Genomic DNA, 13,513 nt, shown 5'->3' with positions numbered 1-13,513 from the left:
GGCGATAACAGGGCCTGCGCCATCTCCAGCCTGATTTCTTTCTCCAGACGCCGCTCCCCCTCTCCCCCAGCCCCTCTCCCGCGAGGGGAGAGGGGAGTTACCGCGCCAGCCGCTGTAACCGCAGGACGTTCTGTCATCGCGCGGGGTGACGCCGGTGGGCGAGCGGACAGCAGTGCCGTCCGGCTCCCGGCTCCCCCCAGTTCAACCCAAAACGGATTCACCCCATGAGCTACGAACTCACCATCGAACCCCTGGGCCAGACCATCGCGGTCGAAGACGACCAGACCATCCTGGACGCCGCCCTGCGCGCCGGCATCTGGCTGCCGCATGCCTGCTGCCACGGCCTGTGCGCCACCTGCAAGGTGCAGGTGGTGGATGGCGAGGTGGAGCATGGCGAGGCCTCCAGCTTCGCGCTGATGGACTTCGAGCGCGACGAGGGCAAGGCCCTCGCCTGTTGCGCGCGGCTGCAGAGCGACGCCGTCATCGAAGCGGAGATCGAGGACGAGCCGGATGCGGAGAGCATTCCGGTACGCGACTTCCACGGCACCGTCAGCCGCATCGACGACCTCACGCCGACGATCAAGGGCGTGTTCGTGACGCTGGACGAGGCTATCCACTTCCAGGCCGGCCAGTACATCAACCTCGACATCAACGGCGGCGAGTGCAGCCGCGCCTTCTCGCTGGCCAATCCGCCGTCCACCGGGCGGGAGGTGGAGCTCAACATCCGCCTGGTGCCGGGCGGGCAAGGCACCAGCTGGGTGCACCAGCAGCTCCGGCCCGGCGACCGGATAAAGCTCTCCGGCCCCTATGGCCGCTTCTTCGTGCGCAAGTCGGCGCCGCAGGGGCTGCTCTTCATGGCCGGCGGCTCCGGGCTGTCCAGCCCGCGCGCCATGATCCTCGACCTGCTGGCCGCCGGCGACAGCCGGCCCATCACCCTGGTCTACGGCCAGCGCAGCCGGGCGGAGCTGTACTACCACGACGAGTTTCTCGCGCTGGCCGAGCGCCATCCCAACTTCAGCTACGTGCCCACCTTGTCGGAGCAAGGCGACGAGTCCGACGGCAAGGTGTTCCGCGGCTATGTGCACGAGGCCGCCCGGGCGCACTTCGACGGCGACTTCCGCGGCCACAAGGCCTACCTGTGCGGCCCGCCGGCCATGATCGACGCCTGCATCACCACGCTGATGCAGGGCCGGCTGTTCGAGGGCGACATCCATGTGGAGAAGTTCTTCTCGGCGGCCGACGTCCAGCAGGTGCGCAGTCCCTTGTTCAAGAGAATATGAGCTGAAATAAAAAATATCGAGATTATTGAGTTTTATTGTGTAGAGTCGTAGCATCCATCTGCCTGATTACACCGGCCCGAGCAGGCGCCGGGAGAAAAACCACTGGAGGAGACAAGCATGGCAATGACCGACGTACTGCGCCCGGGCCACGTTTCGCTGCGGGTTCTGGATCTCGAAGCGGGGATCCACCACTACAAGAACGTGCTCGGCCTGATCGAGACCGGCCGCGACAGCCAGGGCCGGGTGTATTTCAAGAGCTGGGACGAGCGTGACCACAACAGCGTGCTGATCCGCGAGGCGGACGAGGCCGGCATCGACTTCTTCGCCTTCAAGGTGTCCAGCCGCGGCGCGCTGGAGAAGCTGGACGGCCGCCTGCGCGAATACGGCATTCCCACCGAGCGCATCCCTGCCGGCGAAATGCTGGAGACCGGCGAGCGGGTGCGCTTCCGCCTTCCCTCCGGCCACGACATCGAGCTCTATGCCGACAAGACCGACGTCGGTAATGGCATGTCTTACGTGAACCCGGACCCCTGGACCAAGGACGCCGAGCGCGGCATCGCGCCCATCCGCATGGACCACTGCCTGCTCTACGGGCCGGACATCGAGAAGGTGCACGACATCTTCGTGAACGTGCTTGGCTTCTACCTGGTGGAGCACGTGGTGATGGAAGACGGCGAGACCGACCTCGGCATCTGGCTGTCGTGCTCGATGAAGGCGCACGACATCGCCTTCGTGCGCCACCCGGAGCCGGGCAAGCTGCACCACATCTCCTTCATGCTGGACAGCTGGGAGAAGGTGCTGCGGGCAGCCGACATCATGTCGATGAACCGGGTGTCGGTGGACATCGGCCCGACCCGACACGGCGTCACCCGCGGCACGACCATCTACGCCTTCGACCCCTCCGGCAACCGCTTCGAGACCTTCAGCGGCGGCTACCAGAGCTACCCGGACTGGAAGCCGATCAAGTGGACCTGGGACGAAGTGGGAGCCGGCATCTTCTATCACGACCGTGCGCTCAACGAGCGCTTTCTCAGCGTGGTGTCCTGAAGGCGGCCAGCGCCGGCGCGCCCCGGCATGACGGGGCCGGGCCGCCCGCCTCGCGCGCGGCGGCCTGATCGGGCGCAGGCAGCTCTCTTTTTTTGCCTCGAATAAAAATCTCGATATTAATTATCGAAACCGTAATTCACCCGCATCGCCCTGCCTTCGGCTCCACACCGTCGCCGGCAGGGTGGAAAGGAGCGTCGAGATGAAGCTAGTCGTCACCCAGGCCAGCCTGAGCTGGGAGGCCGCCCACCGCGCCGCCGAGGCGGCGGTGCGTCACGCCGAGTCGCTCGGCCTGCGCATCAACGTCGGCGTCACCGACGCCGCCGGCAACCTGATGGCTTTCCTGCGCATGCCGGGGGCGTTTCCGCAGTCCATCCAGATCGCCATCGACAAGGCCTACACCGCCGGTGGCTTCGGCTTTCCGACGGCGAAGTGGATGGCGGTGTTCGGCGAGGACGAAGGCATGAAGCTGGGCTTCTCCGCCCAGCCGCGGCTGATCGTGTTCGGCGGCGGCCTGCCGCTGCGGGTGGGCGGCGAGCTGGCGGGCGGCATCGGCGTCTCCGGCGCCTCGGCGGCGCAGGACGCGGAATGTGCGCTGGCCGGGCTGCGCGCCATCGGCGCCGACGACATCCAGATCTGAACAACAAGTACCGGCCGGCGGGGACGCCGGCCGGCAAGGGAGCAAGCGCATGAAACAGATCCACAACTTCATCAACGGCGAGTTCGTCGCCACCGCCCAGGTCTTCGATAAGCTGTCGCCGCTGGACGGGCAGCGCATCACCCAGGTGCACGAGGCGGGCAAGCTGGAGGTGGATGCCGCTGTCGCCGCCGCGCATGCCGCGCTGAACGGGCCCTGGGGGCGGATGACGGTGGCCGAGCGGGTGGAGCTGCTCAACGCGGTGGCCGATGGCATCAAGCGCCGCTTCGACGACTTCCTCGCCGCCGAATGCGCGGATACCGGCAAGCCGCGCAGCCTCGCCAGCCACATCGACATTCCGCGCGGCGCGGACAACTTCAAGGTGTTCGCCGACGTCATCAAGAGCGTGCCCACCGAGTTCTTCGAGATGGCCACGCCCGACGGCCGCGGCGCACTCAACTACGCGCTGCGCCGCCCGGTGGGCGTGGTCGGCGTGATCTGCCCGTGGAACCTGCCGCTGCTGCTGATGACCTGGAAGGTGGGCCCGGCGCTGGCCTGCGGCAACACCGTGGTGGTCAAGCCCTCGGAGGAAACGCCGCAGACCGCCACCCTGCTGGGCGAGGTGATGAACGAAGTCGGCATGCCCAAGGGCGTGTACAACGTGGTGCATGGCTTCGGGCCGGGCTCGGCGGGCGAGTTCGTCACCACCCATCCGCGGGTGAACGCGATCACCTTCACCGGCGAGACGCGCACCGGCGCCGCCATCATGAAGGCGGCGGCGGTGGGCGCGCGGCCGGTGTCGCTGGAGATGGGCGGCAAGAACCCGGCCATCGTCTTCGCCGACTGCGATTTCGACGCCGCCATCGAAGGCACGATGCGCTCGGTGTTCGCCAACTGCGGCCAGGTCTGCCTGGGCACCGAGCGGGTGTATGTCGAGCGGCCCATCTTCGACAAGTTTGTCGCCGCGCTGAAGCAGGGCGCCGAGGGCCTCAAGCTCGGCCGCCCGGAAGACAGCGCCACCGGCATGGGGCCGCTGATCTCGCAGGAGCACAAGAACAAGGTGCTGTCCTACTACGAGAAGGCGCGCGAGCTGGGCGCCACCGTGGTCACCGGCGGCGGCGTGCCGCGCATGGCTGGCGAGCTGGCCGGCGGCGCCTGGGTGGAGCCGACGATCTGGACCGGCCTGGGCGACGACTCGCCGATCGCGCGCGAAGAAATCTTCGGCCCCTGCACCCTGATCCAGCCCTTCGATGCCGAGGATGAAGTCGTCCGCCGCGCCAACGACACCGACTACGGCCTGGCCTGCTCGATCTGGACCCGCGACCTCGCCCGCGCGCACCGCGTCGCCGGCCGCATCGAGGCCGGGCTGGTGTGGGTGAACTCCTGGTTCCTGCGCGACCTGCGCACGCCTTTCGGCGGCGCCAAGCAGTCCGGCATCGGCCGCGAGGGCGGCGTGCATTCGCTCGAGTTCTACACCGAGCAGAAGAACATCTGCATCAAGTTGTGAGGCGGGGCAGGGCGGGCCGGCGCAGCGCGCCGGGACGTTCCGCTGCCGCCGCGCGAGGACATATAGGAGACACCGAATGGACAAGACCCTGATCGAACGGCTGGGCGACGAGCTGTACCAGGCGCTGGTGAAGCGCGAGGTGCTGGCGCCGCTCACCGAGCGGCATCCGGAGATGACGATAGAGGACGCCTACTTCATCCAGCAGCGCATGCTCGCGCGCCGGCTGGAAGCGGGCGAGCGGGTGGTCGGCAAGAAGATAGGCGTCACCTCGAAGGCGGTGATGAACATGCTGGGCGTGTACCAGCCCGACTTCGGCTATCTGCTGGACGGCATGCTCTACAACGAGGGCGAGGCCATTCCGGCCAATACGCTGATCCAGCCCAAGGCCGAAGGCGAGATCGCCTTCTTGCTGAAGAAGGATCTGAAGGGCCCGGGCGTGACCGCCGCCGACGTGCTGGCGGCCACCGAAGGGGTGATGACCTGCTTCGAGATCGTCGATTCCCGCATCCGCGACTGGAAGATCAAGATCCAGGACACGGTGGCGGACAACGCCTCCTGCGGCGTCTTCGTGCTCGGAGACAGCCTGGTGGACCCGCGCCGGGTGGATCTGAACACCTGCGGAATGATCCTGGAGAAGAACGGCGAGATCGTCGCCACTGGCGCCGGCGCGGCCGCGCTGGGCGCGCCGGCCAACGCGGTGGCCTGGCTGGCCAACATGCTCGGCAGCCTGGACATCGGCCTGAAGGCGGGCGAGGTCATCCTCTCCGGCTCGCTCGCGGCCATGGTGCCGGTGAAGGCGGGCGACAACCTGCGCGTGACCATAGGCGGCATCGGCGGCTGCTCGGTGCGTTTCGCCTGATCTTCCGTTTCCACGCCTGCGCCGGCGGTGCCCGCCCTTGCGCCACCGCGCCGCCCGCAACTCCCCGACGACAAGGAATCCATGATGACCCGCAAGATCAAATGCGCCCTGATAGGCCCCGGCAACATCGGCACCGACCTGCTGTACAAACTGAAGCGCAGCCCGGTGCTGGAGCCGGTATGGATGGTCGGCATCGACCCTGAATCCGAAGGCCTGGCGCGCGCCCGCGAACTCGGCCTCAAGACCACCGCCGAGGGCGTGGACGGCCTGCTGCCCCACATCCTGGCCGACGGCGTGCAAATCGCCTTCGACGCCACCAGCGCCTACGTCCACGCCGAGAACAGCCGCAAGCTCAACGAACTCGGCGTGCTCATGATCGACCTCACCCCCGCCGCCATCGGCCCCTACTGCGTGCCGCCGGTGAATCTCAAGGCCCACGTCGGCCGCGGGGAGATGAACGTCAACATGGTCACCTGCGGTGGCCAGGCCACCATCCCCATGGTCGCCGCCGTCTCCCGCGTCCAGCCGGTGGCCTATGGCGAAATCGTCGCCACCGTTTCCAGCCGCTCCGCCGGCCCCGGCACGCGCAAGAACATCGACGAGTTCACCCGCACCACCGCCGGCGCCGTCGAGAAAGTGGGCGGCGCCAAGGTCGGCAAGGCCATCATCATCCTCAACCCCGCCGACCCGCCGCTCATCATGCGCGACACGGTGCACTGCCTCACCGAGACCGAACCCGACCAGGCCCGCATCACCGACTCCATCCACGCCATGGTCGGCGAAGTACAGAAATACGTCCCCGGCTACAAGCTGGTGAACGGCCCGGTGTTCGACGGCAAGCGCGTCTCCATCTATCTCGAAGTCGAAGGCCTGGGCGACTACCTGCCGCGCTACGCCGGCAACCTCGACATCATGACCGCCGCCGGCGCCCGCACCGCCGAGATGTTCGCCGAAGAAATCCTCGCCGGCCGCCTCAGCCTCGAATCCAACCGCGCCGTGCTGGCCTGACCCCCGGAGACAACCATGACGCTTCACGGCAAGAAGATCACCGTCCACGACATGACCCTGCGTGACGGCATGCACCCCAAGCGCCACCTCATGACGCTGGAACAGATGCAGACCATCGCCTGCGGCCTGGACGCCGCCGGCATCCCGCTGATCGAAGTCACCCACGGCGACGGCCTGGGCGGCAGCTCGGTGAACTACGGCTTCCCCGCCCACACCGACGAGGAGTACCTCGGCGCCGTCATTCCGCTGATGAAACAGGCCAAGGTTTCCGCGCTGCTGCTGCCCGGCATCGGTACCGTCGAACACCTCAAGCGCGCCCACGAGCTCGGCGTGAACACCCTGCGGGTCGCCACCCACTGCACCGAGGCCGACGTCTCCGAGCAGCACATCGGCATGGCGCGCAAGCTGGGCATGGACACCGTCGGCTTCCTGATGATGAGCCACATGAACAGCCCCGAAGGCCTGGTCAAGCAGGCGAAGCTGATGGAAGGCTACGGCGCCAACTGCATCTACGTCACCGACTCCGCCGGCCACCTGCTGCCGGAAACGGTGAAGGCGCGCATCGCCGCCGTGCGCGACGCCCTCAAGCCCGAAACCGAACTTGGCTTTCACGGCCACCACAATCTCGCCATGGGCGTGGCCAACAGCATCGCCGCCATCGAGGCCGGCGCCACCCGCATCGACGCCGCCGCCGCTGGCCTGGGCGCCGGTGCGGGCAACACGCCGATGGAAGTGCTGGTGGCGGTGTGCGCGCTGATGGGCATCGAAACCGGTGTGGACGTGTTCAAGATCCAGGACGTGGCCGAGGACCTGGTGGTGCCCATTATGGACTTCCCGATCCGCATCGACCGTGATGCGCTGACGCTGGGCTACGCCGGGGTGTATGGCTCCTTCCTGCTGTTCGCCAAGCGGGCAGAGAAGAAGTACGGCGTGCCGGCGCGCGAGATCCTGGTGGAGATGGGGCGGCGCGGCATGGTCGGCGGGCAGGAAGACATGATCGAGGATACGGCCATCACCCTGGCCAGGGCACGGCAAGGAGTCGCAGCATGAAGCTCGCACAGGAAGTCATCGAACAGCTCGCCATCCGTCTCGAGAACTGCGAGCTGCAGGCGCAGGACACGCCCAAGATCACCGACGACCATCCGGACATGGACTGGGACGACGCCTACGCCGTCCAGAACGAGATCAAGCGCCGCAAGATCGCCCGCGGCGCCCGCATCGTCGGCCTCAAGGCTGGCCTCACCTCGCACGCCAAGATGAAGCAGATGGGGGTGGAGACGCCGGTGTTCGGCTTCCTCGCCGACTACTTCAGCGTCGCCGACGGCGGCGAGATCGACACCGGCAAGCTGATTCATCCCAAGGTGGAGCCGGAGATCGCCTTCGTCACCAAGGCGCCGCTGCGCGGGCCGGGCTGCCACATCGGCGCGGTGCTGGCCGCCACCGACTTCGTGATTCCGGCCATCGAGATCATCGACAGCCGCTACCGCGACTTCAAGTTCGACCTCAAGAGCGTGGTGGCGGACAACTGCTCCTCCAGCCGCTTCGTGGTCGGCGGCCGCATGGGCGAGGCCGCCGGGCTGGACCTGCGCACCACCGGCATCGTGCTGGAGAAGAACGGCGAGCCGGTGGCCTTCGGTGCCGGCGCCGCGGTACTGGGCCATCCGGCGGCGGCAGTCGCCATGCTGGCCAACATGCTGGGCGAGAAAGGCGAGGAGATTCCCGCCGGCACGCTCATCCTCTCCGGCGGTATCACCGAGGCGGTTGCGGTACAGGCGGGCGACGCGATCACGCTGCGCGCCCAGGGCCTGGGTTCGGTGTCGGTGCGTTTCCGCTGACCGCCGCCTCACGACAAGGAGCCGCAACATGCCGTTCGCCCAGATCTATCTGCTGGAAGGCCGTAGCGAGGATGAGAAGCGCGCAGTGATCGAGAAGGTCACCCAGGCGCTGGTCGAGGCGGTCGATACGCCGCGCGAGCGGGTGCGGGTGTGGATCCAGGAAGTGCCCAAGGCCAACTGGGGCATCGCCGGCCAGACCGCGAAAGACCTCGGCCGCTGACTCCCGCGGCGGGTTTGGCGCGGCCTCGTCCGGGGCCGCGCCAAACCCGTTCCTGGCGCCTCGCCTTTACATGCCGGCGGAGAGCGCCGGCAGCCAGGTGGACAGCGCCGGGAAGGCGCAGACCGCGATCAGAACCGCCAGCACCGCCGCGAGGAAAGGCACGGTTGCGCGGAACAGCGGGCCCATCGGCATATCGGCCTGGACCATGGCGATGTACAGGCCGGGACCGACCGGCGGGGTGACGATGCCGATAACCGTGGCGATGGTGCACACCACGCCGAACTGGATCGGGTCGATGCCGAGCGCGGTCACCACCGGCATCAGGATGGGCACCACCACGATCAGTACGCTGATGCTTTCGAGGAACATGCCCAGCACCAGCATCAGCAGTGTCACCAGCAGCAGGAACGCCACCGGCGAATCGGTCACGCCGGCGATCAGTTCCACCAGCTGGTCGGGCACGCCCTGGAAGGCGAGCACCCAGCTGAACACCGAGGCGGCGGCGATCAGGCCGGTGATGGTGGCGGTGTTTACCGCCACGCTGCGCAGGATGCCCGGCAGATCGGCGAGCTTCAGTTCGCGGTAGAGGAAGCCGAGGATCAGCGCGATCAGCGACGCCACCGCGCCCGACTCGGTCGGCGTCATCGCGCCGCTCATGATGCCGACGATGACCACCGCCGGAATCAGGCCGGGGGCGATGCCGGCAGCCAGCGTGCCCCAGCTGTCGCGCAGCGGCGTGGGCGAACCTTCCGGCAGGCGGGAGCCGGACATGCCGTAGAGCAGGATGACGCCCGCCAGCACCGCGACGATGAGCAGGCCGGGCACGATGCCGGCGATGAACAGCGGTGCGATCGGCTGCACCGCCACCACGCCGTAGATGATCATCAGCATCGACGGCGGGATGATGGGTCCGAGCAGGCCGGCGGACACGGTGACCGCGCCGGCGAAGGCCTTGTCGTAACCCTTCTTCTCCATCTCCGGAATCATCACCTTGCTCATGACGCCGATCTGCGCCACCGCGGAGCCGAGAATGGACGCGGCCATCGCGTTGGTGATCAGGTTGGCGTAGGCCAGCCCGCCCTTGAAGCGGCCGACCAGCACCTCGGCCACCGCGATCAGGCGCTGGGTGAGGCCGCCCTGGTTCATGATCTCGCCGACCAGCATGAACAGCGGGATCGCGAGCAGGCCGTTGATTTCGAGTGCGCCGTAGAACTGGATGGGGATGGAGTCGTAGAGCACCGCCAGGTCGTTGGTGGCCATGAACACCACCGCGCCGGCCAGGATGGCGCCGAAGATGGGGAAGCCGCAGAACAGCAGCGCGAAGAAGACGATCAGCGTGATCATGCGCGCGCTCCCGCAAGCTCGCGCACCTGGCGCAGCACCGCGGCGAACTGGTGGAAGGCCATCGCCAGCATCGCCCCCGGCAGCAGCGAATAGTTGTACCAGCGCGGCAACTGGGTGGTGGCGCCCAGTTCCAGGCGCACATCGGCCCGCATCACCCAGTCCCAGCCGAGCTTGGCGACGAAGGCCAGCAGCAGCAGGAAGCCGAGGCCGAGCACGACCGAAAGCACGCAGCGCCCGCGGGGGCCGAGCGCGCGCGACAGGAAGTCGATGGTGACGAGCTGGCCGTTGTGAACCAGCAGCGACAGGCCGATCAGGGTGATGAACACCAGCAGCTGGACGGCGATTTCCTCGGCCCAGAACAGCGGTGCGTTGAAGAAGTAACGCAGGATCACCTGCGCGATCATGATGGCGGTGAGCGCCGCGGTGAGCGCGATCGCGACCAGGCGTTCGACGCTGGCGAGGGCGCGGTCCAGGGACTGGATCAGGGCGTGGATGAACATGCTTCTCTCTCGGGGTTCGGTAGCCAGGCGGGCGGCTGCCCGTCGTCGGCACCGCGGGGGCGGAGGTCGGATGCGGCCGCAGGATGTGCACGGCGCACGCCCTGTTGCCGCCCGGCGTGCGGGTGGGCAGCAACAGGGCGCGGTCCGGGGGCCGGGGGCTTACAGGTCCTGCGCCTGTTTGTAGAAGTCGGCGATCAGCGGGTTGCGCGCGGTGTACTTGTCGCGCACCCCGCCACCCACCGCCTGGAAGGCCTTGATGTCGGCATCGATCACCTTGGCGCCGTCGGCCTTGGCCTTGTCGAGATTGCTCTTGTCGGCTTCGATCGCGGCTTTGTAGCCCCAGGCTTCGGCGTCGGCGATGACCTTGCGGATCATGTCGCGCTCGGTGTCGCTGCGAGCGTCCCACCACTTCTTCGACACCACGATGGCGGCCGGGAAGGCCATGTGGTTGGTGAGGGTGAGGTTGGGCGCCTGCTGGTGGAACTTGAGCCCGACCAGCGCATCGAGGTCCACATCCACCGCGTCCAGCAGCCTGGTGGTCAGCGAGGGAGCCACTTCGGACAGCGGCAGCGCGGTCGGCGCGGCACCGTTGGCGGTCCACCAGTCGTTGTAGATCGGGCTGGGGAAGGAGCGGATCTTCTTGTTGGCAAGGTCCTTGGGCGAGCGCACAGGCTCCAGCGACAGCACGTGGCGCATGCCGGCGAAGGCGTAGCCCAGCCCCACCATGCCGTGCGCTTCCAGCCGTTTGAGCATTTCCCGCGCGGCGGGAGAGGAGGCTGCGCGGGTGGCGTGCTCGACGTCGCGGAAGGTGTAAGGCAGCGACCAGGCAAGGAAGGACTCCTCGCGATTGGACAGCCCGCCGACGGTGAACACGCCGAACTGCATCGCGCCGGCCTGCATCAGATTGATCATCTGGGCCTCGTTGCCCAGCTTCTGCAGCGGGCTGACGGCGATCTTCATCTTGCCGCCGGAGGTTTTCTCGAGGTCGCTGGCGATCTTCTCCGACACTTGGTGCCAGACGTGGCTGGGCGGGGTGATGTGGCCCAGCTTGAGCGCCTGTGCGGAGGCGCTGGTGGCGCCGAAGGCCAGCGCGCACAGACCGGCGGTAGCGGCGCTCCTGAGCGCGCGGATCAATCCTTTTCTCATCGTATCTCCTCCTGGTTGGGGTTCTTCGCATGCTGTGCATGCTTGTTGGAAATCGTCGCCTAGCCTGGGCCTTGGGGGCGGGCTGTCAGGCTGGGGCGTCGGGCTGGCGCGCGGGCTCGGCGCGGCGGAAGGCGTCGAGTTCGGCGCAGGCCGAGTCGATGGCGACGATGTTGGGATAGGGGCTCAGGTCCACTTTGAAGCGGCGCGCGCTCTCCACCTGCGGGATCAGATAGACATCCGCCAGCCCGGGGGCGTCGCCGAAGCAGAAACGGCCGCGGCGGGTGTCGGCGGCGACCAGGCTCTCCAGCGCGGCGAAGCCGGCTTCGATCCAGGTCGCGCACCACGCCTGCACCGCGGTTTCATCCTGGCCGAGCCGTTTGCGCAGGTATTCGAGGATGCGGCGGTTATTGATCGGGTGGATGTCGCAGCCGACGATGGCCGCAAGCGCGCGCACCCGGGCGCGGTCGTCCGGGTCGGAAGGCAGCAGTGGTGGGGTAGGGTGGCGCTCTTCCAGCCATTCGATGATGGCGGGGGTCTGGATCATCGTCAGATCGCCATCGACCAGCGCCGGCACCAGTTGCTGCGGATTGATGGCCTTGAATGCGGCGCCGAGGTGTTCCTCGGTGCGCAGGTCGACCGGCACGTAGTCATACCCGATGCCTTTCAGGTTGAGGGCGATGCGCAGGCGGTGGGAGGTGCCGCTGCGGAAGAAGTTGTGCAGCTTCATCATGGCTTCACTCTCTTGTCGTGAAACGGGGAAGGCAATGCCGACATGCCGAAACCCCGGCCTCGGGAGGCCGGGGTTTCGGCGCGGTGGCCTTGCGTCTGGTTCAGTCCTTGGCGAGGCAGTTGTCTACGTTCCAGCCGTACAGCCACTCCATGGCGTCGTAGAAACGTTCCGGCGTGCGGCCCTTCCACAGGTCGTTGCGCACCAGGCGTTCCACGCCCTTGGCGTGGTAGATGCGGCCCATCTCGCGCGAGGACAGCACGATGCGCGCGGTGCGGGCGATGCGCGAGCGCTGGTAGAGGTCGAACGCCTTCTCGAAGTCGTTGTTGTGCACCCGCAGCGCTTCGCCCAGCGTCACCGCGTCTTCCAGTGCCATGCAGGCGCCCTGGGCCATGTACTGGGTAGTGGGGTGGGCGGCGTCGCCGAGCAGGGTGGCGCGGCCGAAGGTCCATTGGCCGATCGGCTCGCGGTCGGCGGTGGCCCAGCGCTTCCAGCTCTTGGGCAGGTCGATCAACTGACGGGCCTTGGGGCAGATGCCCTGGAAGTAGCTCTGTACCTCTTCCGGGCTGCCCTCGGTGACGCCCCATTCTTCCTGCTTGCGGCTGTGGAAGGTGACGACGACGTTGTACTGTTCGCCGCCACGCAGCGGGTAGTGCACCAGGTGGCAGTTGGGGCCGACCCAGATGCTGGCGGCGTTCCACTGCAGGTTCTCGGGGAAGTCCTTCTTGTCGATCACCGCACGGTAGACGACATGGCCGGTGACCCGCGGCGGGTCGTTCACATACTGCTGGCGCACTGCGGACTTGACCCCGTCAGCACCGATCACCGCGATGCCGCGGAAGCGGTTGCCCTTGGCATCGATCACGGTGACGCCCTGATCGTCCTGTTCCACGCGCTCGACGTGGGTCGAGGTGATGAACCTCACCTTGCCGGTCTCCTGCGCGCCTTCGAGCAGGGACAGATGCACATCGACACGGTGAATCACCGCGTAGGGGTTGCCGAAGCGCTTGCGGAAGGCTTCGCCGGTGGGAATCTTGCCGACCTGGTATTCGTCGATGGCGTCGTGCATCACCATGTAGTCGGTGTAGACCGCGCGGCCGCGCGCCTTCTCGCCGATGCCGAGGGCATCGAAGGCATGGAAGGCGTTGGGGCCGAGCTGGATGCCGGCGCCGATCTCGCCGATCTCCGCCGCCTGTTCGAGCACCAGGACTTCGAAGCCCTGGCGCACCAGTGCGAGGGCGGCGGCCAGGCCGCCGATGCCGCCGCCGGCGATGATGACTGGGTGTTGGCTGCTCATGCTGTTGTCTCCTCGTTGCGCGTTTTACGCGCCGCGCGGGCGTGCGGGTGCCGTCTTCCCGCGCCGGCGGGTTGGCGGACTGGGCAGGCCGGGTGGGGTTGGCCTGCGG

General features: G+C 67.4%; 14 protein-coding genes. 9 read left to right on the top strand and 5 right to left on the bottom strand.

The window, feature by feature from the left end; translation table 11 throughout:
• Window positions 1–224: 224 nt before the first annotated feature.
• The 9 genes from GRF61_RS20240 (at window position 225) to GRF61_RS20200 (ending at window position 8,390) form a co-directional block, all read left to right on the top strand.
• Window positions 225–1,280, top strand: coding sequence for a phenol 2-monooxygenase domain-containing protein (locus tag GRF61_RS20240; RefSeq protein WP_169152433.1), 1,056 nt, complete (start codon window positions 225–227; stop codon window positions 1,278–1,280).
• Between the two features lie 117 nt (window positions 1,281–1,397).
• Entirely contained in the window at window positions 1,398–2,327 is a 930-nt protein-coding gene (locus GRF61_RS20235; protein ID WP_169152432.1) for a catechol 2,3-dioxygenase, read from the top strand.
• A 199-nt stretch (window positions 2,328–2,526) separates the two neighbouring features.
• The gene (locus GRF61_RS20230; RefSeq protein WP_133591325.1) at window positions 2,527–2,964 is read left to right on the top strand and encodes a heme-binding protein; all 438 of its coding nucleotides are present in this window, start codon (window positions 2,527–2,529) and stop codon (window positions 2,962–2,964) included.
• Window positions 2,965–3,013: 49 nt separating this feature from the next.
• A complete protein-coding gene (locus tag GRF61_RS20225) occupies window positions 3,014–4,468 on the top strand; it encodes a 2-hydroxymuconic semialdehyde dehydrogenase (RefSeq protein WP_169152431.1) in 1,455 nt (484 codons plus the stop codon).
• 76 nt (window positions 4,469–4,544) lie between these two features.
• A complete protein-coding gene (gene dmpE / locus GRF61_RS20220) occupies window positions 4,545–5,327 on the top strand; it encodes a 2-oxopent-4-enoate hydratase (RefSeq protein WP_169152430.1) in 783 nt (260 codons plus the stop codon).
• Between the two features lie 84 nt (window positions 5,328–5,411).
• On the top strand, window positions 5,412–6,335 hold the full coding sequence (locus tag GRF61_RS20215) for an acetaldehyde dehydrogenase (acetylating) (RefSeq protein ID WP_169152429.1): 924 nt from the start codon (window positions 5,412–5,414) through the stop codon (window positions 6,333–6,335).
• A 15-nt stretch (window positions 6,336–6,350) separates the two neighbouring features.
• Entirely contained in the window at window positions 6,351–7,385 is a 1,035-nt protein-coding gene (gene dmpG, locus GRF61_RS20210; RefSeq protein ID WP_169152428.1) for a 4-hydroxy-2-oxovalerate aldolase, read from the top strand.
• Window positions 7,382–8,170, top strand: coding sequence for a 2-oxo-3-hexenedioate decarboxylase (dmpH, locus tag GRF61_RS20205; protein WP_169152427.1), 789 nt, complete (start codon window positions 7,382–7,384; stop codon window positions 8,168–8,170). Before dmpG ends, dmpH begins: the two co-directional genes overlap by 4 nt.
• Window positions 8,097–8,390, top strand: a complete 294-nt coding sequence (locus tag GRF61_RS20200) for a 4-oxalocrotonate tautomerase family protein (RefSeq protein ID WP_282447255.1) — start codon at window positions 8,097–8,099, stop codon at window positions 8,388–8,390. Before dmpH ends, GRF61_RS20200 begins: the two co-directional genes overlap by 74 nt.
• Window positions 8,391–8,456: 66 nt before the next feature.
• Here GRF61_RS20200 and GRF61_RS20195 read toward each other — a convergent pair whose 3' ends face one another.
• From GRF61_RS20195 to GRF61_RS20175, 5 genes are all read right to left on the bottom strand, one after another.
• Window positions 8,457–9,734, bottom strand: a complete 1,278-nt coding sequence (locus GRF61_RS20195; protein WP_169152425.1) for a TRAP transporter large permease — start codon at window positions 9,732–9,734, stop codon at window positions 8,457–8,459.
• Window positions 9,731–10,234 carry a TRAP transporter small permease gene (locus GRF61_RS20190; protein WP_169152424.1) on the bottom strand — a complete coding sequence of 168 codons (504 nt, stop codon included), beginning with the start codon at window positions 10,232–10,234 and terminating at the stop codon, window positions 9,731–9,733. The genes GRF61_RS20195 and GRF61_RS20190 overlap by 4 nt, the downstream gene beginning before the upstream one ends.
• Window positions 10,235–10,393: 159 nt before the next feature.
• Window positions 10,394–11,380, bottom strand: coding sequence for a TRAP transporter substrate-binding protein (locus GRF61_RS20185; protein WP_169152423.1), 987 nt, complete (start codon window positions 11,378–11,380; stop codon window positions 10,394–10,396).
• An 85-nt stretch (window positions 11,381–11,465) separates the two neighbouring features.
• Window positions 11,466–12,107 carry a maleylacetoacetate isomerase gene (gene maiA / locus GRF61_RS20180; RefSeq protein ID WP_211166109.1) on the bottom strand — a complete coding sequence of 214 codons (642 nt, stop codon included), beginning with the start codon at window positions 12,105–12,107 and terminating at the stop codon, window positions 11,466–11,468.
• A 103-nt stretch (window positions 12,108–12,210) separates the two neighbouring features.
• Window positions 12,211–13,404 carry a 3-hydroxybenzoate 6-monooxygenase gene (locus GRF61_RS20175; RefSeq protein WP_169152421.1) on the bottom strand — a complete coding sequence of 398 codons (1,194 nt, stop codon included), beginning with the start codon at window positions 13,402–13,404 and terminating at the stop codon, window positions 12,211–12,213.
• Window positions 13,405–13,513: the final 109 nt, after the last annotated feature.

This window comes from Azoarcus sp. TTM-91 (assembly GCF_012911025.1).
GTDB lineage: Bacteria > Pseudomonadota > Gammaproteobacteria > Burkholderiales > Rhodocyclaceae > Azoarcus.
The sequence above is the reverse complement of the archived record's forward strand: the minus strand, read 5'-3'. Positions and strand labels throughout refer to the sequence as shown.